The organism is Streptomyces sp. NPDC005899 (assembly GCF_040629645.1).
Classification (GTDB): domain Bacteria; phylum Actinomycetota; class Actinomycetes; order Streptomycetales; family Streptomycetaceae; genus Streptomyces.
This window is the reverse complement of record NZ_JBEXWB010000070.1, coordinates 1-21,873: the sequence shown is the minus strand read 5'-3', so window position 1 is coordinate 21,873 and position 21,873 is coordinate 1. Positions and strand designations below refer to the sequence as shown.

Below are 21,873 nucleotides of genomic sequence, written 5' to 3'. Positions count from 1 at the left end.
CGGCCGGCGCGGCCCTGGATGGCCGCGCCGATCGCCTCGGCGGCCTCGTCGAAGGCGAGCGCCGCGATGCGCCGGTGGAGGTCGTCCTGGCTGGCGATGTGCTTGTAGAGCGACGGGGCGCGCACCCCGACCCGCTCGGCCAGCCGACCCATGGTCAGCTCCGAGAAGCCGATCTCGTCGGCGAGTTCGGCGGCGGCGGCGGTGATCGTGGCCGCGTCCAGGCCCGCCCTAGGCATTGACGCCGGCCAGGAAGGTCAGGACCGCGGTGAGGGTCTGCTGAGGAAACTGGACGTGCGGGTAGTGACCGGCCCCCTCGATCATCTCCAGCCGGCCCAGGCCGGTCGGCAGATCGGCGACGATCGCCTCACCCTCCGCCTGCGGCGAGGCCCAGTCGGGGTCGAGGGTGCCCTGCACGACGAGCACCGGGCAGGTGACGTTGGCCAGTTGCTCACCGGCGTCGACAGGGCGGGTCTTGCCCATCGCCTGCAGGACCTTCATCCGGCCGGGCTCCTCCAGCATCGTGGTGATCTGCGCCATGCGCCTGTCCCAGTCCGCGGGCTTGACGCCGGGGTAGGCGACGTCGAGGTACTTGGCCCACTGCCGGGTGCTGCCGAGGATGGTGGCGCCCATGAGACGGGTCGCGCCGCGGCGGTATCCGGCCACCCCCAGGTCACCGAGGCGGAATTGCTGCTTACGGGTGAAGGGCGCGAGCTCGACCAGTGCGGTGACGAGCTCCGGGGCCTCGGCCGCGGCGATCGTGACCGCGCCGCCGGCGATGGAGTGGCCGACGAGCACCGCCGGTCCCCCGAGGTGCTTCACCAGGGTGATCAGGTCTCCCGCGAGGTCGGTGCGGGTGTAGGACGCCCACCCGACGCTGGACTCGCCGTGGCCGCGCAGGTCCACCGCGACGACTCGGTAGCCGGCTTCCACCAGGGCGGGGGTGAAGAACCGGTAGGCCTCGCGGCTGTCGCCCATGCCGTGGGCGACTACCACCAGCGGCCCGGTTACGCCGCTCACCTCGTACGCGATGGTGCCACCATCGACGTTCAGGAACTCGGTCACGACTACCTCCATGGGGTCCGCCAGCCCGTTGGCTAACTTCATAAGCTAAAAGCTATCATCGTTAGCCGGGAAGTCAATCCGCGCACCTGACCGCAGGTAGGCCCGCGCCGCAGCGGTCTGACGAGCCGGTACACGGCCATCTCCGCCAGGCTGGCGAACGCCCTCGCGTAGTCGGCCGGTTCGCGCGGCTGCGTCACCCCGGTCCCGGCGGTCAGCGTCTCCACCACGGCCACGTCGTCGTCGTGGACGTAGAACGCCTCCAGCGGCCACACCGTGCGCTGCGCGGTGTGGCCGCCGCGACCCTGACGGTCTGCATCTCGCGCGAACTCGCTGCGCGGCGCCAGGCCGCGGGCAGGGCCGGCCGTACGAGGAACTGCGGGAGGCGGTGGCTGCCGACGTCCCGCTCGGACAGACCCGTCTGCTGCACCGGTACGGCGAACCGGTCTTCTGCACCGTCGGGCGCCGCCCGGGCCGGTTCGGGACCGAGCAGGTGCTGATCCAGTGCTTCGACGACGCAGACCATCCCGACTTCGGCGAGCCGCCTGGCCTGGCCACGCCGAACGCGGCGCCATGGTGTGCACCGCCTTCCAGCTCCATCCCTGGTACCGGCAGTCAGCCGCCAGATCCACGGCACCACCGTCACCCCGGACGGCCGGGACCTCCAGGTCCAGCCCGCCGGCCGTCATCTGCCGGAGACGCCCCGGGCGCCCGCCGCCCGAGCATCCGCACCGGCCTGGGACAGGCCGACCTCACCGCACTGCGCGAGACGATCGACGCCTTGGCCCACGGCGACGTCATCACCGGCGGGCCGGGAAACAACCATAGGTGCAGCCACCCGGCCCGACAGCGCCTCAACCCGGCCGCGCCGATCGTCACACCGGGCCGCCCCACCCGCTCGGGAACGCCGCCAGAGCGCGACGCTGTTCGTCCTCGAGGGCGACTTGCCGGGCCAGGACGGCGCGGTCGACGTAAGGGTCGACGGCATCGAGGACCAGGCGCCGAAGTTCGGCGGGCGGGAGGGCTCGACTTCACACTGCACCGGGCGGGGAAGCCGTAGCGGCGGGCGAAGCCGGGTCAGCGGGGGTCGCCGGCCTTGCCCTCGGTTGCGCGAAACGTGCAGGCGTGGGCCTGCTACTGGGTTGCGGCCGATCCGGAGGAAAGCGGCTTCTGAGCGAACTCGGCGATGGGGAACTTCACCCCGGTGAGGTCTTCGGAGACGGCCCACAGCCGCTGCTGGACGGCTGCGTCGTACGACTGCGGGCTGGAGGTGACCAGCCGGGGGTGCCCCATGATCTCGTTGCGTCCGCCGGGGCCGTAGTACTGGCCGCCGAGCGCGGCGGGGTCGGTGGCGGCGCGCAGGGTCGGCAGTGCGCCCATCGCCGGCGTCTGGGTGATCAGCGGCGCGAGCCAGGTGAGCGGAAGGCGGAGGGCCGCAGGGCTGTTGCGGGCGAGCTCGGTGCTGGACATGCCGGGGTGTGCGGCCACCGCGACGGTGGTGCCGTGCGTGGCAAGCCGACGCTGCAACTCGTACGTGAACATGAGGTTGGCCAGCTTTGACTGACCATAGGCGGCGACCCGGCCGTACGACCGCTCCCCTTGCAAGTCGTCGAAGTGGATCGCGGCCCGGATGCGGTGGCCGGTGCTGCTGACCGTCACCACGCGCGAGCCGGACACCGGCAGCATCAGTTCCAGCAGCAGCCCGGTGAGCGCGAAGTGACCGAGGTGGTTGGTGCCGAACTGCATCTCGAAGCCGTCCCGGGTGGTCTGCTTCGGGGTGTACATCACGCCCGCGTTGTTGATCAGCAGGTCGATCCGGTCGAGCCGGGACCGCAGCGACGCCGCCGCCGTACGGACGGAGTCGAGCGAGGTCAGGTCCAGCGCCTGGACGGTCACGTCACCGGTCATGCGCGCCGCGGCTTGCTCGCCCTTCTCGACATTGCGCACGGCGAGCACCACGGAGGCCCCGCGCTCGGCCAACGCCTTGGCGGTCTCGTAGCCCAGTCCGGTATTGGCCCCGGTCACCACGGCCACCCGCCCGCGCTGGTCCGGAATGTACGCCGTCGTCCACTTCTCGCCCATGTCAGACTCCCACCCGATTAAGTACCGAAGGTATCTTGCCCCCATGAATTTAAAGTACCTGAGGTACATTGTCAACGTACCGAGGGTACTTAAGTTAGGCTTGTGATCGTGACTTTCCAGCGGGCGCGCACCGAAGAGCAGCGGGAGATCCGACGACGGGCGATCCTCGACATGACGTCGGCGATGCTCGATGAGATGCCTGTGGCCTCGGTCACCCTGAACGAGCTCAGCCGCCGGGTGGGCCTGGCGAAGCCGAACGTGCTGCGCTACTTCGAGTCCCGCGAGGCGGTGCTGCTGGAACTGCTGGACCGCTTCCTGCAGGAGTGGCTGACGGAACTGGCAGGAGAGTTGACCGCCGACGTCGACGAAAACCTACCCATGGCCGAGCGAGCGGCAGCGGTGGCCGAGATCCTCAGCCGCTCACTCTCCGGCCGAGCGGTACTGTGCGACCTCTTCGGTGCGCAGGGCAGCGTCCTGGAACACAACGTCTCCGTCGAGGTGGTCGCACGGTACAAGCGCGCCTCTCTGGACCGCCTGACAACCATGACCTCACTGCTCCTGAAGTACCTGCCGGAGCTGGGCGAGAACGCGACGCTGTTCAGCCTGCAGACCATGGTCATGGCCGGCGCGCTGTCGGCGTACAGCACCCCCCCACCCAGCCTGCAAGCGGCCTACGAGGCCGAGCCCGACCTCGCACGCTTCCACCTCGAGCTGAAGGACTCCTTGAAGCTGGCCCTGACGGCAACCCTCCTGGGCACGCTCCCCCGCAGCTGACCTGAAACACCCCCGAACCTGGAGCAGTGCGCGCTCGGTGCACTGGGGCCGAGCTGTATCTCGGTGCGCCCCGGCAACGAACGACATGAGCCGCCACACCGACCGGCGGACCGGGGGGTAGCCCCACTTCAAGAGGGTGGTTGGCGGTATCCCGGGCCCGGACCTTGATCGAAAATACTGGGCTCGCATCAGGTCGTCACCAATTGGAGACAGGAGTCTTTCGTGTACGAGCTCCCGCACGCTGCCAACGGTTCACGTACGTCCGCAAGAAGTGTCCGCCCGGGAGGGGAGCGCAGGTTGCGGGCCGCTGCCGTCGGGATGGTCGCCACGGTCATGATGAGCGCCGGTCTCGCCCTGCCGGCCTCGGCTGCCGGTACCGCGGACGCCTCGGCGGCGCGGGACGGGCACGCGGCCACCCGGGCGGCCCTGGAGTCGGTGGTCCAGGACGGGGTGCCCGGGGGGATCGTGCTCGCCGAGCTGGGGAAGGACACCTGGGCGGGACGTGCGGGAACCGCGGATCTGACGACCGGCCGCAAGCCGCGGGCCGACGACCGCTTCCGGATCGGCTCGATCACCAAGACGTTCGTGGCGACGGTGGTGCTCCAGCTGGAGGAGGAGGGGAGGCTGAGCCTGGACGACACGGTGGACCACTGGCTGCCGGGCCTGGTGCGGGGCAACGGGCACGACGGCAGCAAGATCAAGATACGGCAGCTCCTCAATCACACCAGCGGGATCTACAGCTACACCGACGACGGGGACTTCAAGCGCAGGGCGTTCGGCACCGACTTCCTCACGCACCGGTACGACACCTGGATGCCCCGCCAGATCGTCCAACTGGCCATGAAGCACGAGCCCGTCTTCGCCCCCACCGGCGACGGCGACAAGTGGAGCTACAGCGACACCAATTACGTCATCGCCTCCATGGTGATCCAGAAGGCCACCGGACACTCGTACGCCCATGAGATCGAGCAGCGGATCCTGCGCCCCCTGCACCTGGACTCCACCACGGTGCCGGGCACCCGCGCCCGCGTCGCGGGCCCCAGCGGACGCGCCTACTCCAAGCTGACCGGGGAACTGGCCGGGCGGGGGGAGCCGAACAGCGCGACCTACGACGTCACCGAACTCAACCCCTCCTTCGCGGGCGCCGCCGGAGAGATGATCTCCAACAATCACGACCTCAACCGGTTCCACCGAACGCTGTTCTCCGGCCGACTCCTGAAAGCGCCTCAGCTGAAGGAGATGATGACGACCGTCTCACCCAAGGACCTGCCGAACTTCTCCTACGGCCTGGGTCTGATGAAGATGACGCTGTCGTGCGGCACCGAGATATGGGGCCACAACGGCGGTATCCAGGGCTCCATTTCGCAGTCCATGGCCACGGCCGACGGTGAGCACGTGCTGTCGCTCAACTTCAACGGCGACTGGAACGTCCACGAACAGCGAGTCGTCGACGCGGAGTTCTGTGGCTCCTGAGCTTCCTCGGCGTGAGATGAGTCGAGGCTGAACGACAAGCTGAGGGCAGGGTCCAGAACCCAGCAGAAAAAACGGTTGAGCACTACGTGCCGGCCTGTGACCCTCTCAAGCCTGGCGGGCCTTGACCCCGGATGTTGGACACACGCGACACTGGATCCTGAGGACCTGAGAACAGACCACTCGTGGTCATGAAGAACTACCCACCGGAGTGCAAGGCGGACGCGGTCGCGCTGTACGAGTCACGGCCCGAAGCGACGATCAGGTCGGTCGCCGCCGATCCGGGGATCAGCACGGAGACTCTGCGGAACTGGGTGAGGGCAGCCGGCGTCAGTCGCCCTCGGGGACGCCGGACGCAGGAACCGTCTCAGCCGCCGGCCCCGCTGGAAGCGGAGAACGCGGCCCTGCGGAAGAAGGTTTGCGAGCAGAAAGAGGAACGGGAGATCCTGTGGAAGGCTGCCAAGTATTTCGCCGGGGAGACCTCCGTCGCATGGAGCGAGAGCCCGCTTCTCTTCTTCCGCACGCCCGCGGGTGGCCCACCCTCGGGACGGCTGTCACTCGACAGCCGCCTCGACCATCGTGTCCGGAGGGCTCTTCTTGCCGGGTCTCTCCGGGCTCCGCACAACCCTGGAAACGACCGTAGTTACCGACCGCAGTCATTGTCCACGGAACGGGGAAAAGAGCCCGATCGCTGCCCGTCCTGCATGGACGGTGTCCATCTCAATGCGGATCCTGCGAGCGGTGTAGGCACCGAATTTCCGTGAGCACTGCGGTCAGGGAGATCGCACGTTTATGTGATCGGTGAGCACGACTTCGAGTGGTGATCATGAGTGGAAGTCCGGCGTCGGAGGTGCGCGGTTACCACCCAGGGTCATTGCGTGAAGTGATCAACGGGGTGGCCCAGGCGGCGGTGAGGTGCTGCTTTCGGCGTTCGGTCGCGCGAGTCGTGTCGGCCATCGCCTGGGCGCTCTCGCCAGCCCATCCCCCTGGTCCGAGGAATCCCCCTACGAGGCCCGCCCGACGGAGCACCGGCACCCAGCCGGCCACCGCCCACCTCCACGTCGAGGGCCACGTCGACGAAGCGATCGCCCGCCGTCTCGGCATGGAGGTCCGCACCTGCCGCGGCCACATCGCCGAACTCTCCGCCGCCCTCGGCAGCGGCAGCCGCGCGCAACTCGGCTACCTCATCGCCACCTCGGGCATCATCGACGACCGCACGGCCGACCCGGCGGACTGAAACCGGCCCTCCTTCCCCGTACAACCATCCGCCGATCTCCGCTGTCATGATCCCCGTGAAGAAGACGCTCATCGCCTCCGCCGCCGCACTCGGCGCGCTCGCCGCCGTCACCGGCCCGGCCGCTGCCCCCGCCGCGGCCGCCTCCGATGCCCTGTGGCTCTGGTCCGACCCGTACGAGATCACCCTCGCGGGCCCGTCCGAGGACGGCTCCCCCGCACCGTCGCAGTCGCTGACCGTGCAGATCAGCCACGACAACACGGCCACCACCGTCCCGGCCGGCACGCTCACCGTCGACGCCTCCGGAGTCGCCGCGTTCGCCGAGGTCACCTGGCCCGCGAACTGCCGCCCGGAGAACGAGACCACCGCGGTCTGCACCACCCCCGAACTCCCCGGCGGCGCCAACGCCCCCGCCGCGCGGATCGGCCTGACCACCAAGCCGGGCGCCACCGACGGCAACGACGGCTACGTCCGCTACACCGCCCAGGCCGGCGGCATGAACGCCTACCCGGGCGAGACCCACGTCGCCGTCAACGACGGCCGCGCGCTCGGCCTCACCCAGGCCGAGTACCGCACCGGTATGGCACCCGACCAGCCCTTCGACTCCCCCGTCGTCCTCGGCAACCAGGGCAACCGCACCGCCGACCGCACCCTGCTCACCGTCTTCACCTCCCGCGGCATCCGCCTCGGCATGTCCGTCCCCTCCAACTGCGAGTCCACGAACGCCGTCACCGGACGTACGTTCCTCTGCGTCCTGGACGAGCGGACGACTCCGGGCTCGTACCACTCCCTCCCGCTGAAGTTCCGCACCAAGGACATGGCCCTCTTCGACCGCGTCGACTATTCGGCGCAGCCCTACTCCGAGCAGGCGCTCGCCGAGGCCCGCACCGGCCGCGTCTTCACCCCGGGCACCGGCCCGGAGCTGAACCTCACCCCGGCCGCCGCCCCCTCCGACGAGCTCCAGCCGTACCGCAGCTTCACGGTGAAGACCGTCAACCAAGCCGACTACCGGCTGACCGCCTCCACCGTCTCCGGCGCGGCCGGCGACACCGTCCCCGCCACCGTCACCGTCCACAACGCGGGCCCCGCCTGGGTCGCCTCCCTCGGCGCGGGCGAACCCGCCGCGACCGTCGACATCGACATCCCCGCCGGCACCTCGGTCGCCTCCGCCCCCGACGCCTGCTGGTCCCAGTCCGAGACCCGCTACCGCTGCAACACCCCCATCTACCTCACCGAAGCCGGCAAGCCCGCCACCCGCGCCTTCCCCTTCACCCTCCACATCGACGAGGTCATCCCGAACGCCACCGCCCGCGCCGCCCTCTACAACGACGCCTACGAACCCGCCGTCCGCACCTTCGACCCCGACCTGACGAACAACACGGCCACCCTCACCGTCAACCCCTCGACGAGCTGACGCACGCCCCCTCCGGCTGCCCGGCCCGACCCCTGCCCCGGCCCTGTACGAGCCGGGCAGCCGACCCCCGCATCGCCCCGGTGGCCCCCGCCCGCACCACCCTTGGGCGACTGGCCCGCCCAGAGGGCGGAACGGGCGGGCACGGGCGGACCAAACCGCCGAGCGCACGCCCGAGACCACTCGTTCAGCCCGACGAGGCCCCGGACGAGGGGAAACGACGACCAGGACAGGCACACAGCGCTACATGTCCGTTCGCCGTAGCCATACGGGAACAGGGCCTCGCAGCGCGGGGCCCTGTGCTTGTTCTCGGTGTCGGGTCAGTCGGGCATCCGATGCCGGAATCGTTCAGGTGGAGTCCCGGACGACGAGCCGGCACGGGGTGCGATGGATGCCGGGATCGGGCCGGCCGTCGATCGCCTCCAGGAGTTTGAGCGCCGCCATGCGGCCGATCTCGGTGAGATTCATGTCCACGCTGGTCAGCGGGGGCCGTGCGGCGAGGGCCATGGTGTCCCAGTTGTCGTAGCCGACCACCGCGATGTCGTCGGGCACCCGTAGACCGCTCTCGCGCAGGCTGTCGGTGACGCCGCGGGCGATCTGGTCGTTGCCGCAGAAGATCGCGTCCGTGTCGGGCGCGTTCGCCACGATCCCGCGGGCCGCCTGCCGGCCCCATGCCTCGCTCCACTCGCCGTGGTGGACGCGGCCGGTGGCCAGCGGCATCCCGGCCGTCTTCAACCAGTCGACGGTGTGGGCGGCGCGGTCGGTGGCCGCCGCGTGATGGGCGGGACCGGTCACATGCGCGATGCGCCTGCGGCCCAGGTCCGTGAGGTGCGCGATGGCCAGCTGGGTGCCATGCCGGTCGTCGGAGACCACGCTGATGCCGTCCGGATCGGTGGAGGGAGCGAAGGCGTAGACGGCGGGCACCCCCGTCGAGCCGGCCAGTGGGGGCCGTGGGTCGGTCCGCCGGCCGGTGACGATGATGCCGTCGATGCGACGGGCGCTGAGCGTGCGCAGGTAGTGCTGTTCGCGGATCGCGTCACCGCGGGTGTCGCACAGCAGGACGGAGATCTCTCCGGTGCCGAGGGCGTCCTCGGCTCCCAGGAGCACGGGTGTGGCGAACCTCCCGATGCCGTCGGTGGTGATGAGACCGACCGTCCAGGTCCGGCCGCTCAGCAGGCTCCGGGCGAGCTGGTTCGGCTGGAAGTTGAGCCGGCGTGCGGCGTCCAGGACGCGCTGGCGGGTCTCGGGCCGCAGCCTGCCGCGGCCGTTGAGCGCTTTCGACGCGGTTCCCGGGGCCACGCCCGCCAGTGCCGCGACGTCCGTGAGGGTCGGGCGCGTCGCGGTCCGGTGGTCGGCAGCTGTCATAGGAAACCCTTTTCTCAAGTGCGCTGGCTCCTCATCTTGCCATCCGTACTCATGCTCCGTCACGAGAGCCGGACCATGGAGTATTCCCGTCCGAGACCTTGACGCGCCCCAGAGCGACCCCTACGTTCTGCGTCAGGAAAAGGGTTTCCCAAGATGGGGTCCGCGTTCGCCGGGTCCGATCTCGTTCGGCCGGTCGTACAGGCACCGGGAATTCCTTCCCTGACCGGCGTGTGACCTGCTCTTTCCGTCCCGTACTGTCCTGCCTCGAATTCGTGCCGCGCGACCGGTCCGAACCGGTCCATGAGGAGTTCCGTATGCCTTCGTCCCTTTCCCGGAACCATGACCGCGGGCCGGTCCGCCCGACACCGCAGGCGTCGGCCCTGTTGCGTCCCGAGGCGATGACCCGCATCACCGGGGGGTTCTGGGCCGAGCGGCGGCGCGTCAACGCGCGGGCCTCTATTCCCCAGGGCCCGGCGCTGCTGGAGTCGGCGGGAAACCTCCACAACCTCGCTCTGGCCGCCGGGACGACGACCGGTGAGTACCGGGGGGACCTGCCGTTCCTCGACTCGGACGTCACCAAGTGGCTGGAGGCGGCGGCCTGGCAGCTGGGGGACCCCGCGGAGGCGGACGCCGAAGGACTGCCGGACCGGATCGAGGAGCTGACGGCGCTGCTGGCGGCTGCCCAGGAGGACAGCGGTTACCTCAACTCCTGGTTCCAGGTGATCAGGCCCAAGGAACGGTTCGAGGACCTGCGCTGGGGCCACGAGCTCTACTGCGCCGGTCACCTCATCCAGGCCGCGGTGGCCCTCCACCGCACCACGGGTGCGCGGGGTCTGCTCGACATCGCCGTCCGGTTCGCCGACCACATCGACGACACGTTCGGCCCCGGCCGGCCTCTCGACGGCATCTGCGGCCACGCCGAGATCGAGACCGCGCTGGTCGAGCTCTACCGGGAGACCGGCGAGCGCCGCTACCTCGATCTGGCCGGGTACTTCGTCGACCGGCACGGACACGGACTGCTCAACGTCGGCGAGCGGCACGCCAGTGCGCCGGGTCCGGCCTACTGCCAGGACCGCGTCCCCGTGCGCGAGGCCCGCAACGTCGAGGGCCACGCCGTCCGCCAGCTCTACCTGCTCGCCGGCGCCACCGACGTGGCCACCGAGACCGGCGAGCCGGAACTGCGGGAGGCGGTCGTCCGCCTCTGGGACGCCATGACCGCGACCAAGACCCACCTGACCGGCGGGCTCGGCGCGCGCCACGAGTGGGAGGATTTCGGCGACCCCTACGAACTGCCCACTGACCGTACGTACTGCGAGACGTGCGCCGCCGTCGCCTCCGTCCAGTGGAGCTGGCGCATGGCTCTCATGACAGGCCGGGCCCGCTACTCCGACCTCGTCGAGCGCACCCTGTACAACGGGTTCCTCGCCGGGGTGTCCCTGGACGGCGAGCGCTGGCTGTACGTCAACCCGCTCCAGGTACGCGACGGCTACACCGACGAGGGCACCGACCAGACCTCCCGCCGCACCCGGTGGTTCCGCTGTGCCTGCTGCCCGCCCAACGTGATGCGGCTGCTGGCCTCGCTACCCGCCTACTGCGCGAGCACCGACGGTTCGGGGCTGCAGATCCACCAGTACGTCACCGGCAGCCTGTCCGCGCAGGTCGGCGGCGAGGACATCGGTGTGGACCTCGTGACCGGCTATCCCGTCGACGGCCGGATCGAGCTGACCCTGACCTGCACCTCCGGCACCCCGTGGACCCTCTCCGTGCGGCTGCCGCACTGGAGCCGGACCTGTTCCGTCACCGTGGACGGCGAACCCGTCGCACCCGACATCGAGGGCGGCTGGGCGCGCCTGCGCCGGTCCTGGTCGCCCGGGCAGCGGATCGTGCTCGAACTGGACGTGGAGGCGCGACTGACCCGGGCCGACCCGCGGGTCGACGCGGTGCGCGGCAGCGTTGCCATCGAACGCGGCCCGCTCGTCTACTGCCTCGAACAGACCGACCACCCCGGAGGCGGTCTCGACGACGTCACCCTCGACGCCACCCGGCCGCTGCGCAGCACCGTGCGGCCCGATCTGCTGGGCGGCGTGGTCACCGTCGAAGGCGCCGGGCCCCGCGGTCCCCCGGCCGCCCGGAGCTGGTGGCCCTACAGCTCGCACGGCACCCCCGACCCCGCCGCCCCCGAGCTGAACCTGACCGCCGTCCCGTACTACGCCTGGGCCAACCGGGAGGACGGCGCCATGCGCGTCTGGATCCCCCTGCGCTGACACCGGCAGCGGGCGACGGCAGTCATCCCTCCGCCGAGACGGGCCACCGTGTCGCACACCGCGGTCGCAGCTGCCGTCGTCGCACCGGAACGACGCGCGCCGCACACCGACGCGGCCCCGGACCGTCTTCGCCTCACCGGGCCCCCGCCCCTCACCTCGGCCCCCGGACCAGATCCCGACTTCCGTACCGTAAGAAGACGAAGGACATCATGAACTCACCGCGCAGGATTCGGTCGGCCGTCGGCGCCGCCCTGGCCGCCACCCTCCTCGTGCCGCTGGCGGCCTGCTCGGGCGGGGCCTCCTCCGGCGCCTCCGGGACGTACACCTTCTGGGACCCCTACCCGCAGTTCGACGCCTCCTCGCCGTGGGGCAGGCGGGTCTCCACGTGCGGCACGCAGGCGGGCGTGAAAGTCAGGCGGACGGCGATGGACACGACGGACCTGGCCAACAAGGCCATGCTGGCGGGCCAGCAGGACAACCTGCCCGACGTGATGCTGGTCGACAACCCGGCCGTCTCGACCCTCGCCGAGGCCGGGATCCTGGCCAAGGCCACGGACGTCGGACTGAGCACCACCGGCATCCAGAAGAACGTCCTCGACGCCGGCACCGTCGACGGGGCGCCCTACGGCGTGCCCATCGGGGCCAACACCCTCGCCCTCTACTACAACGCCGACGTCCTGAAGAAGGCGAAGGTCGACCCGGCGTCCATCACCGACTGGGCGTCCCTGACAGCGGCCCTGGCCAAGGTCAAGGCAGCAGGGAGCAAGGGCATCACCTTCTCCGCCACGAAGACGGAAGAGGGGTCCTTCCAGTTCCTGCCCTGGTTCTGGGGCGCGGGAGCCGACCTGATGAAGATCGACTCGCCCGCCGCCGTGTCGGCCCTGACCCTGTGGAAGGACTGGCTGGACAGGGGCTACGCGCCCAACTCCGTCATCAACAACACCCAGACCACCAGCTGGCAGGAGTTCGCCACCGGCGACTACGCCTTCGGTGAGAACGGCACCTGGCAGCTCGCCAACGCCGAGAAGGCCGGTTTCGAGCACGGCGTCATCAGCATCCCCGGCGCCGAGGGCGGCGCCGCGCCCGTCCCCACGGGCGGCGAGTTCGTCACCGTACCCGTGCAGAGCGACACCGGCCGCCACACGACCAGCGGCAAGATCGTCAGCTGCTTGGTCAACGACAAGAATCTGCTGGCCACCGACACCACGCTCTCCTACGTCGCCCCCGTCGCCCCGGTGCGGACCGAGCAAGTGAAGGGAAACGCAGCCCTGAAACCGTGGGTGGACGCCGTCGCGGCCGCGCGCGGTCGTACCAGTGGCGGTATGGACACCGACTACCCGGTCGTCTCCGAACAGATGTGGACCGCCGTGCAGGCAGCCCTGTCCGGGGCCCGGACGCCCGAGACCGCTCTCGAAGCCGCACAGAAGACCGCCGCGTCCAAGAGGGGCAACTGACCGCGCCACGCACCGCCGCCCCGCCGGCGCCACACCGCCGGCGGGGCACACGGCAAGGAGACCCGATGTCAACCCTCAGGACGGAACGCCGTCCGCCCACCGCCCCGCGCCGCACACCCGGCGGCGAGAGGACCGCGTCCGCCGCACTCACCCCGCGACGCCGCCGCACTCCGCCGGCCGCCTGGGCGTTCCTGGCCCCCCTGGCGCTCTACCTCGCGCTGTTCTACGTCTATCCGCTGTACCGCAACCTCGAACTGAGCCTGAGGGACTACACCGTACGGTCCTTCGTGCAGGACAACGCGCCCTTCGTCGGCTTCCAGAACTACCTGGAGGTCTTCCGGGACGTCACCTTCGCACCTGCCCTGCGCAACACCCTGCTCTTCACCCTCTGCTCGATCATCGCGCAGTACGTCCTGGGGCTCGCGCTGGCCGTGTTCTTCAACCGCAGCTTCCGGCTGTCGGCCACGCTGCGCGCCCTGTTCCTGGTGCCCTGGCTGCTCCCGCTGATCGTGTCGGCGTCCACCTGGTCGTGGATGCTCAACAGCGAATCCGGCGTGGTGAACTACCTGCTGCGCGCTGTCGGCACCGACAACGTGAACTGGCTGACGTCTCCGCAGTGGTCCCTGACGGCGGTCGTCATCGCCAACATCTGGATCGGCATCCCGTTCAACCTGGTCATCCTCTACAGCGGCCTGCAGAATATCCCCGCCGAGCTCTACGAGGCCGCCGCGCTCGACGGCGCCGGCCCCTGGCAGACCTTCCGCCGGGTCACCTTCCCGCTCCTGCGGCCGGTCACCGCCATCACCCTGCTGCTCGGCTCCGTCTACACCCTCAAGGTCTTCGACCTGATCTGGATCATGACCAAGGGCGGGCCGGGCTCCTCGTCCACCACCTTCGCCACCTGGTCCTACCAGCTCGGATTCGGCTCCATGCTCCCGCACTTCGGTCCCGGAGCCGCCGTCGGCAATCTTCTGATCGTCATCGCCCTGGCCTTCGGGCTGGTGCACATCCACATGCAACGGAGGCAGGAGGCATGACCACGCTGAAGTACGCCCCGGCCCGTCCGGGCACCGGCCGGCGGAAGCCCGCCCCCGGGCGCACCCGCGCGCGGTCCCGGCTCAACACCGCGATCGCCCTGGTGCTCACGGCCCTGATGCTGCTGCCGGTGTACTGGATGGTCAACGTCTCCCTCACCCCGCAGCAGGAGATGCGCTCGTCCCGCCCCTCCCTGCTGCCGCTGAACCCGACCTTCGAGGGCTACCGGGCCGTCCTGAACGACCAACTGGCCCACCTCGGCACCAGTCTGCTGATCGGTCTCGGCACGGTGGCGCTGACCCTGACGATCGCCGCACCCGCCGCCTTCGCCCTGTCCAGACTCCGGCCGCGCGGCGGCAGCACCCTCGGCTTCGTCCTGGTCATCGCCCAGATGATTCCCGGCATCGTCATGGCGATGGGCTTCTACGGCATCTACCTCAACCTGGGCATCCTCAACACCTGGTGGGGGCTGATCGTCGCCGACTCCACCATCGCCGTCCCGTTCGGCGTCATGATCTACACCGCGTTCATGCGGGGCGTCCCCGACGAGCTCGTCGACGCGTCGAAGATCGACGGCGCGAGCCCTTGGCGTACCTTCCGCTCCGTGGTCCTGCCGGTCAGCCGTAACGCCACCGTCACCGTCGCCCTCTTCAGCTTCCTGTGGGCCTGGTCCGACTTCGTCTTCGCCAGCACCCTCGCCGGCGGCAGCTCGTTCCAGCCCATCACCCTCGGCATCTACCGGTACATCGGGAACAACAACCAGGAGTGGAACGCGATCATGGCGACCGCCGTCGTCGCCTCGATCCCGGTCGCCTTCCTCCTGGTTCTGGCACAGCGTTACGTCGCCGCCGGCATGACCGCCGGCGCCGTCAAGAGCTGATCCACCCGCCGCACGCCGCTCCGGCGGACGGCGGTCGCACCACCCGCACGTACCCCCACCGCACCCACCCGCACGGAGGTCGACTTCGCATGCGCGCACACATCCTCGGCAGAGGCCGGGTCATCTCGGTATCACTGCTGGCCACAACTGCGCTCCTGGCCACCGGGGCCGTCACGCCCACGCCGGCCCATGCCGCCGGCGGCACCCTCACCGTCGACGTCTCGGCCCCTTTCAAGCCCGTCACCCGGACCGCCGCCGGCGGGCTGTACGCGCTCAAGGACGCCGCCACCCCGCCCGACGACTCCCTCCTCCGGGCGCTCCGCCCACACACCCACACCCAGCCCGCCCCCGGCGTCCAGCAGAAGCCCAACGGCCAGCCCGCCGGGGGAGACGCCCTGGTGGTGGCGGACAAGGCCGGCCGCACCGGCGCCGGCCAGATCGTCCGGATGCCTGACATCTATCCCGACTTCCCCTACAAGTGGGTGAGTTGGAACGACTGGCTGGGCAAGGTCAACACCATGATCGACAAGCGGCTGGCCGCGACCGGCGCGAGCAACATCCGCGGCTGGGAACTGTGGAACGAGCCGGACTGGACCTGGAGCAGCGCCGCCGGTTCCTTCCACGACGGCTGGGCCCGCACCTTCAAGGCGGTACGGGCCAAGGACGCCCTCACTCCGATCGTCGGCCCCAGCGACGCGTCCTACGACTCGGCCCGGATGCGGTCCTTCCTCACCGCGTCCAAGGCGTCCGGCACCGTCCCGGACGTCATCTGCTGGCACGAGCTCATCGCCCGGCCCGAGCTGATCGCGGCCCACGTCGCCGACTACCGGGCCATCGAGGCGAGCCTCGGCATCACCCCCCGCCCGATCTCGGTCAACGAGTACGCGGCACCCGAGGAGATTGACGTTCCCGGCCGCGTCAGCAGCTACATCTCCAAGCTCGAACGCGCCAGGGTATGGTCCGCCGACCGGGCGTTCTGGTACGAGTACGGCACCTTCAACGGACTGCTGACGACCTCCTCCTACCGGCCCACCGCCTCGTACTGGCTCTACAAGTGGTACGGCGACATGTCCGGCAACATGGTCACCACCACCCCCTCGTCCCTCACCGGGCTCGGCGGATTCGCCTCCTACGACGCCACCCGCAAGGCCGTCGATGTGGTCTTCGGCAACGAGGCCGGGACCAACACCGTCAACGTCTCGGGCCTCTCCGCACTGGGCAGCTCGGTCAAGGTCACGCTGCGCTCCACGCCGAACTCCGGACGTGGCACGGCCGTCTCCGCTCCGACGACCCTCTCCACCACCACCCGCACGGTGAGCAACGGCGCCGTCAGCGTCAGCGTTCCCGACATGGATGCCGGAGCCGCCTACCAGCTGACGATCACACCGGCCGGGGCCACCGCCGACTACCAACACCGCTACGAAGCCGAGAACGCCGCCGTCTTCCGCGCGCAGAACCTGTCCTCCTCCAGCGCCTCCAACGGCGGCTACGTCGGCCGCATCGACAACAGCGGAGATCCCCGCACGGACTCCTACGTCGACTTCGTCGTCAACGTGCCCACCGCCCGCGAATACCGGATGAGCATCGGCTACGCCAACGGCACCGGGGCCGTCGCCACCCAGGGCCTCGCCTACAACGGCAGCGCTTGGTCCACCGTCGACTACCCGGCCACCGCCGGCTGGGGAACGTTCGGATCCACCGTCTCGCGGACCGTGACCCTGAAGGCCGGGTACAACGTCATCCGTCTCGCCAAGGGATCGCCGTTCTTCCCCGGCGGCACGGGATACGTCGAGCTGGACTACATCCAGCTCGACTGACGCGCTGCCCCCCGGGCCCCTCAGCACGTGACGCGAGGGTGCGCGGTGCGCGGATCGTCCTCCTCCCCCCGCCCGCACACTGCACCCCCTGACCGCCCTCCGGCCCACACCCGTGCCGGTGGGCGGTCAGCGCGACGTGCCTTCCTCGACGGGCGTGTGCACGTCGGTCTGGGCTCTTGCTCGGCCAGGAGGGCGGCGATCCGTGCGTTCTCGATGTCTCCGGGGAACCGCCGGCGAGGCGCGCCAGATCGGCGTCCTCGGCGAACGCGTCTCCGGGCCCGGCATGATCCAAGGCCCAGCCGGAGCGGACCCGTGATCCCGGGCCGCGGGGCGAGTGCCCGCGGCCCGGCCCGTGGTCCGCGCCGGCCGCGGGCCTTCAGTGCAACGTCAGCAAGCCGTTCTGTTCGACCACGTCCAGGGAGAGCGTGCGGTAGCCGGCCGTCTCGAACAGCACGGTCAGCCGACGGCCGTCCTGGCTCATCACCGAGCCGTCCCCCCACTGGCCGTGCCGGACCCGGGCGCCGAGCCGGAAGGGGTGCGGGGCGTCGTCGGCGCGGCTCACCTCCTGAGGGGCCACCGGTCCGCCGGTGCCGGCCAGCACCCCCGCGGCCGCCTTAGGGCCGTCCTGGGAGAGTGCGGCGGCCTCGCAGCGGTCACAGGAGCCGCAGGACCCCCCGGCTTCCGGTTCCTGCCCGAAGTAGCCGAGCAGGAACCGCCGCCGGCAGCCCGTGTTCTCCGCGTAGCCCCGCATCATGTCGACCCGCGATCGCTCCAGCTGCTGGTGTGCGTCACCGAGTTCGACGGCCTTGCGGGCGGCCTCCGCCGCATCGGCGGCGCCGGTGGTCTCCAGGTCTCCCGATTCGGTGGTGCGTACCGCTTCGACCTGTTCCAGTAGATTGACGACGGCCGTCAGCCGACTGGCCGTCAGACCCGTCTCGCTGCGCAGGTCGCTCGGCCGGACCGGGCCGGCGTGTTCCTCCAGTGTGCCGGCTACCTGGGAGACGGTGTCCGGGTCGGGGCGTCCGGCGGCGAAGAACCGCTGCATGCCGAGGTCCTGCGACCGGTAGGCGAGGATCGCCCGGGCCGGCTTCCCGTCCCGTCCGGCGCGGCCTATCTCCTGGTAGTAGGCGTCCAGGGAGCCGGGCACCGAGGCGTGCAGCACGAACCGGACGTCCGGCTTGTCGATGCCCATCCCGAAGGCGGAGGTGGCCACCACCACGTCCAGCTCCCCCGCGAGAAAACGGTCGTGCACCGCGCCGCGTTCCTTGGCGGGCAGGCCGGCGTGGTACGCCGCCACGCCCAGCCCCAGGTCGCCCAGCTCGCGGGCGTACTCCTCGGACTCCTTGCGGGTCGCCGCGTAGACCAGCCCGGGCTTGGGTTCGGCGGCGGCGCGTTCGACCACCGCCCGGCGCTTGTCGGCGGCGCTCCGGAAGGGGATGACCTCCAGGTGGATGTTGGGCCGGTCGAAGCCGGTGACCACCTCCCGCACGTCGCGCATGCCGAGCCGCTGGACGATGTCCGCCCGCACCGGGGCGGCGGCGCTCGCCGTGAGGGCGAGCACCGGCGGGCGGCCGATCCGGTCGATCACCTGGCCCAGCCGCAGGTACTCGGGCCGGAAGTCGTGCCCCCAGGTCGACACGCACTGTGCCTCGTCCACGACGAACAGCGCGGGCCGTGCCGCCGCGAGCTGCTCGACCACCTCGTCCTTGGCCAGCTGCTCCGGGGCGAGGAAGACGAAGTCGACGTCTCCTTCGCTGATCCGGTCCCACACCGCGTCGTTCTCGCCGCGGCTCTGGGTGGAGTTCACAGCCGCGGCGTCCGCACCGGCCCGTCTCAACAGGCCGCTCACCTGGTCCCGTTGCAGGGCGATCAGAGGGGAGACGACGACGGTGGGCCCGGACAGAAGCACCCCGGGCACCTGGTAGACGGCGGACTTCCCTGCGCCGGTCGGCATCACCACGAGAGTGTCGCGCTGTTCCATGACCGACTTCATCGCCCGCAACTGCTCCGGGCGCAGCCGCTCCCATCCGAACACCTTGCGCGCACTGCGCTGCAGTCGCCGGGACAACGCGCTGAAGGTGAACATGGTGCTCCTCGGGGGCTGTGGGGTCGGGTCGGGCGGCGAACGCGCCGTCCGAGTGACCTCCGACTACCCCGCGTTCGCCACCTCACGGCAACGAATGCGGACGATCCCGTCGGCCGGCCTTCATCAGGCGAACAGGAGTCACCCCCTACGAGCCCTCGGGGCTGGTGTCCTCGGCTCGCGCGGAGACCGCCGGCTCCAGGTGTACTGCCCTCGGCCGTGGTCCTCCGGCCCTCCCGATGCAGCGCCTGCGCGACGGCCTCCAGATACGGGACGATGCGGCGGGCGCGCGGCACAGTGCGGGCACGGACGGTGGCACGGCATACCTGTCCGGGCGGGTGGTGGTGGGCTCGGATCAGGTGTCCTGGCACGGAGCCGTCGAGGTTCGGTTGCGGGTCCGGGCAGCAACCGGACGCTCCCGGATCCGCAGCAGCGCGACCCGGAAACTGCCGTCCGGCGACCAGCAGCACTGATCGCGCTCCGACGGCCGGTAGCGATGCTTGGACGGCTTGCCTTCATCGGAACGGGGCGGGCCGGTGCCCGTATAACCAGGCTTTACGCCAGCCGCGGCTCACGCTTCAGCAGCGTACGCATCTTGCCCAGCGCCTCGCGCCCGGCTGTGTCCTACAAGGAGCGCACCGCGCCTTTTCCACTCGCTGCACGGGACGAGTGAATGATCCAGGTCTGCAGGCTCGGAGCCGTCGGCGGGTCCGGCGCGGGCCGTCAGACCGCCGCGCCCGAGCCGTCAGGCTCCCGGGGTCGTACTCACCACGACCGGCCCGATAGCCCCTGGCGGCCTCAGGCATCGGCCGGACCATCGCCAGAAGTGTCGGACCGATACACGGTGAAAGCGATAGGCGTGGGAAGCTGCGCGGACCCGGGCGAACGGCTGGCGTACGGGCTGGTGACGGACGCCCGACCCGGACAGCCTGCCACGCCGGCGGGTTCATCGCTTGCGGATATTTGCCCGCGTAAGGTCTAGACCTTACGCGGGCGGGTACCAGCGGAATCGGGTCCCGGGGCGCCCCTCGATGCGATTCCGCCGGTGTCAGCTCACACCCCGGCAGAACGCCCGCCCCGGGACCTCCACCACCGAACCACCCCAGCAACCGGCTGCACGTCTCCTGGAAGCCGAGCTCCATCACGGAGGACCCTGGTGCCGCTTCAGGTCGCTCTCCGGGCCCGCAAGCCCGACGCAGCCTCCCGAACTGGCGCAGCGCCCCTCCGATTCCGATGTCCCGCCTTCTGTGGGCGCGGCTGGCGGACGGCCGGTTGGGGGTGATGTGGTCGGCATGGGAGGTTATGCGGGCCCGGGGTGGACGGCCGGCGCCTCTGATGCCGGTGACGGAGCGCCCGCCCCGGGAAACTCACGCCGACGGCCCGCCGCCTCGCGCCTGCACGACACGCGCGCGCCTCGGAACCGCCCCGGGACCCGGCCGGGACGGTGAAGAAAACCTTCTGGTTCCGACTCCACGGGCCGCTGTTCCCAGCGGTGGGTGGTCACCGGACCGGCGGACAATCAGCCCGATGACCACCCACCGCCGCCCCCTGCGCACCCGACCCGATCCCGCCGGCAACCCCTGGTTGCCAACCCGCCCGGACATAGCACCACGCGCCCGCCTCGCCACAACAGGCGGGATCCGGCGGCCCAGACGGCCAGGGTGTGGCGGTCGACGAGGTGCAACCGCTGGGACCGGGCGAACTCGGCCGTTGGTGACCAGGACGATGACGTCGCCCTGGTGGACGGGGCGCCCGGTGCCGTTGAGGACGTGCAGGTCGGGGGACGAACAGTGGCCGATCATTCCACGCACACCCCGGGCGACGGACCGCTCGATGAACGGCTTCACGAAGGGGCTTTCAGTACCCCCAGCTGGCGTAGATGGTGACGTTCTCGCCAGCGTCTCTGGCTCCGACGCACACGTCACGCCAGTCGAGCAGCCAGCCGCTGGAGCGGCAGCTCTCGTGCTGGAGGCCCAGTTCACGGATGATCTGCGGGTGGGACAGGCCGTCCTCACTGGTGACTGTCGCCACGCGATAACAGCCCCCGGAACCGCAGCTGGTGCCTTCGTCAACCAGGGTGATGCCCGGCGGCAATGAAGGGAGGGCCTTGGACGACGGGGCGTCCGAGCCTTCGACCGATCATCAGGGCGTACAGCAGGCCGACCACGAGGGTGAGGGCGAACTGCATTCCCAGAAAGCCGATCGCTCCGTTGCGGCGGGAGATCCATTCTTGGGGAGGGGAGCCCTGGTGCCGCCCCTCCAGTCCCGCGCCACAGGCGATGAGCAGGGGCGCGAGAGCCGTGAACACGAGATGGGCGTCAGGCCTAGGACCTGTCTTCAAAGGGTCAAATCCACATCAGGAGTGACGCGATGGTGAGCGCCGCTTCGTAGGATTCGCGGGTCTTGTCATAGCGGGTGGCGATGGCCCGGTACTGCTTTAACGCGTTGAAGCAGCGCTCGACGACGTTGCGCTGTTTGTAGCGCTCCTTGTCGAAAGCGGGCGGCCTGCCGCCGTTGCTGCCACGACGGCGGCGGTTCGCCTGCTGGTCCGACCGTTCCGGGATGGTGTTCGGGATACCGCGTTTCCGCAGGTAGTTGCGTATACCCCGAGTGCTGTATCCCTTGTCGCCCAGGAGATGATCGGGCCGGTTGCGCGGTCGGCCTGGGCCTGGGCGGCGAACCCTGATCTGCGCGAGGACCTGCTCGAACTGCGTGCAGTCGTTGATGTTGCCGCCTGTGACGACAAAGCCGAGCGGACGGCCACGGCCGTCGCAGGCGAGGTGAATCTTGGTCGTCAGTCCGCCACGGGATCGTCCGAGGGCGTGAGCGTGTGCCGTTTCTGCGGGACTTGCCCCGTTACCGTGTTCGTGGCTCCGAAATGGGGCTCCCGGCCTCCGGGCCCGGTATGACTTGAGCCCCTTGTCGATCATGGTCGAAAAAGTGGT

The 21,873-nt window shown here is 70.1% G+C and carries 18 protein-coding genes and 3 pseudogenes; 11 read left to right on the top strand and 10 right to left on the bottom strand.

Annotated elements, in window-relative coordinates:
* The 4 genes and pseudogenes from ABZ371_RS11925 to ABZ371_RS11910 all read right to left on the bottom strand — a co-directional run.
* Nucleotides 1–206, bottom strand: a 206-nt coding sequence (locus ABZ371_RS11925; RefSeq protein ID WP_358677078.1) for a TetR family transcriptional regulator, incomplete at its 3' end; no start/stop codon positions are given.
* A gap of 22 nt (nt 207–228) precedes the next feature.
* Complete coding sequence (locus ABZ371_RS11920; RefSeq protein WP_358677075.1) at nt 229–1,062, bottom strand: alpha/beta hydrolase; 834 nt, start codon at nt 1,060–1,062, stop codon at nt 229–231.
* A 38-nt stretch (nt 1,063–1,100) separates the two neighbouring features.
* A pseudogene (locus ABZ371_RS11915) lies at nt 1,101–1,349 on the bottom strand (hypothetical protein); the annotation flags it as partial.
* Nucleotides 1,350–2,193: 844 nt separating this feature from the next.
* The gene (locus ABZ371_RS11910) at nt 2,194–3,141 is read right to left on the bottom strand and encodes an SDR family NAD(P)-dependent oxidoreductase (protein ID WP_358677070.1); all 948 of its coding nucleotides are present in this window, start codon (nt 3,139–3,141) and stop codon (nt 2,194–2,196) included.
* Between the two features lie 108 nt (nt 3,142–3,249).
* Here ABZ371_RS11910 and ABZ371_RS11905 point away from each other — a divergent pair, with 108 nt between their 5' ends.
* The 5 genes and pseudogenes from ABZ371_RS11905 (at nt 3,250) to ABZ371_RS11885 (ending at nt 8,033) form a co-directional block, all read left to right on the top strand.
* The gene (locus ABZ371_RS11905) at nt 3,250–3,915 is read left to right on the top strand and encodes a TetR/AcrR family transcriptional regulator (RefSeq protein ID WP_358677067.1); all 666 of its coding nucleotides are present in this window, start codon (nt 3,250–3,252) and stop codon (nt 3,913–3,915) included.
* 297 nt (nt 3,916–4,212) lie between these two features.
* The gene (locus ABZ371_RS11900) at nt 4,213–5,388 is read left to right on the top strand and encodes a serine hydrolase domain-containing protein (RefSeq protein WP_358677064.1); all 1,176 of its coding nucleotides are present in this window, start codon (nt 4,213–4,215) and stop codon (nt 5,386–5,388) included.
* A 188-nt stretch (nt 5,389–5,576) separates the two neighbouring features.
* The gene (locus ABZ371_RS11895) at nt 5,577–6,149 is read left to right on the top strand and encodes a transposase (RefSeq protein WP_358677061.1); all 573 of its coding nucleotides are present in this window, start codon (nt 5,577–5,579) and stop codon (nt 6,147–6,149) included.
* Nucleotides 6,150–6,412: 263 nt separating this feature from the next.
* A pseudogene (locus tag ABZ371_RS11890) lies at nt 6,413–6,622 on the top strand (helix-turn-helix transcriptional regulator); the annotation flags it as partial.
* A 46-nt stretch (nt 6,623–6,668) separates the two neighbouring features.
* Nucleotides 6,669–8,033, top strand: a complete 1,365-nt coding sequence (locus ABZ371_RS11885) for a hypothetical protein (protein ID WP_358677058.1) — start codon at nt 6,669–6,671, stop codon at nt 8,031–8,033.
* A 345-nt stretch (nt 8,034–8,378) separates the two neighbouring features.
* Here ABZ371_RS11885 and ABZ371_RS11880 read toward each other — a convergent pair whose 3' ends face one another.
* Complete coding sequence (locus ABZ371_RS11880; protein WP_358677056.1) at nt 8,379–9,395, bottom strand: LacI family DNA-binding transcriptional regulator; 1,017 nt, start codon at nt 9,393–9,395, stop codon at nt 8,379–8,381.
* A gap of 314 nt (nt 9,396–9,709) precedes the next feature.
* On the opposite strand from ABZ371_RS11880, the gene ABZ371_RS11875 reads away from it, so the two are divergent.
* From ABZ371_RS11875 to ABZ371_RS11855, 5 genes are all read left to right on the top strand, one after another.
* Complete coding sequence (locus tag ABZ371_RS11875; RefSeq protein WP_358677054.1) at nt 9,710–11,659, top strand: beta-L-arabinofuranosidase domain-containing protein; 1,950 nt, start codon at nt 9,710–9,712, stop codon at nt 11,657–11,659.
* 209 nt (nt 11,660–11,868) lie between these two features.
* A complete protein-coding gene (locus ABZ371_RS11870; RefSeq protein ID WP_358677051.1) occupies nt 11,869–13,113 on the top strand; it encodes an extracellular solute-binding protein in 1,245 nt (414 codons plus the stop codon).
* Between the two features lie 65 nt (nt 13,114–13,178).
* Entirely contained in the window at nt 13,179–14,150 is a 972-nt protein-coding gene (locus ABZ371_RS11865; protein WP_358677048.1) for a sugar ABC transporter permease, read from the top strand.
* A gap of 116 nt (nt 14,151–14,266) precedes the next feature.
* Nucleotides 14,267–15,028 carry a carbohydrate ABC transporter permease gene (locus tag ABZ371_RS11860; RefSeq protein WP_358677073.1) on the top strand — a complete coding sequence of 254 codons (762 nt, stop codon included), beginning with the start codon at nt 14,267–14,269 and terminating at the stop codon, nt 15,026–15,028.
* A gap of 89 nt (nt 15,029–15,117) precedes the next feature.
* Nucleotides 15,118–16,845, top strand: a complete 1,728-nt coding sequence (locus ABZ371_RS11855) for a CBM35 domain-containing protein (protein ID WP_358677045.1) — start codon at nt 15,118–15,120, stop codon at nt 16,843–16,845.
* 376 nt (nt 16,846–17,221) lie between these two features.
* Here ABZ371_RS11855 and ABZ371_RS11850 read toward each other — a convergent pair whose 3' ends face one another.
* On the bottom strand, nt 17,222–18,931 hold the full coding sequence (locus ABZ371_RS11850) for a RecQ family ATP-dependent DNA helicase (protein ID WP_358677042.1): 1,710 nt from the start codon (nt 18,929–18,931) through the stop codon (nt 17,222–17,224).
* Between the two features lie 236 nt (nt 18,932–19,167).
* On the opposite strand from ABZ371_RS11850, the gene ABZ371_RS11845 reads away from it, so the two are divergent.
* The gene (locus ABZ371_RS11845; protein ID WP_358677039.1) at nt 19,168–19,401 is read left to right on the top strand and encodes a hypothetical protein; all 234 of its coding nucleotides are present in this window, start codon (nt 19,168–19,170) and stop codon (nt 19,399–19,401) included.
* Nucleotides 19,402–20,447: 1,046 nt separating this feature from the next.
* Here ABZ371_RS11845 and ABZ371_RS11840 read toward each other — a convergent pair.
* The 4 genes and pseudogenes from ABZ371_RS11840 to ABZ371_RS11825 form a co-directional block, all read right to left on the bottom strand.
* Nucleotides 20,448–20,712, bottom strand: a pseudogene (locus ABZ371_RS11840) (hypothetical protein); the annotation flags it as partial.
* A 73-nt stretch (nt 20,713–20,785) separates the two neighbouring features.
* The gene (locus ABZ371_RS11835; RefSeq protein ID WP_358677037.1) at nt 20,786–20,959 is read right to left on the bottom strand and encodes a hypothetical protein; all 174 of its coding nucleotides are present in this window, start codon (nt 20,957–20,959) and stop codon (nt 20,786–20,788) included.
* Between the two features lie 37 nt (nt 20,960–20,996).
* Nucleotides 20,997–21,236, bottom strand: a complete 240-nt coding sequence (locus ABZ371_RS11830; RefSeq protein WP_358677034.1) for a hypothetical protein — start codon at nt 21,234–21,236, stop codon at nt 20,997–20,999.
* A 37-nt stretch (nt 21,237–21,273) separates the two neighbouring features.
* The coding region (locus ABZ371_RS11825; RefSeq protein ID WP_358677031.1) for an IS5 family transposase at nt 21,274–21,873 on the bottom strand (600 nt) is incomplete at its 5' end.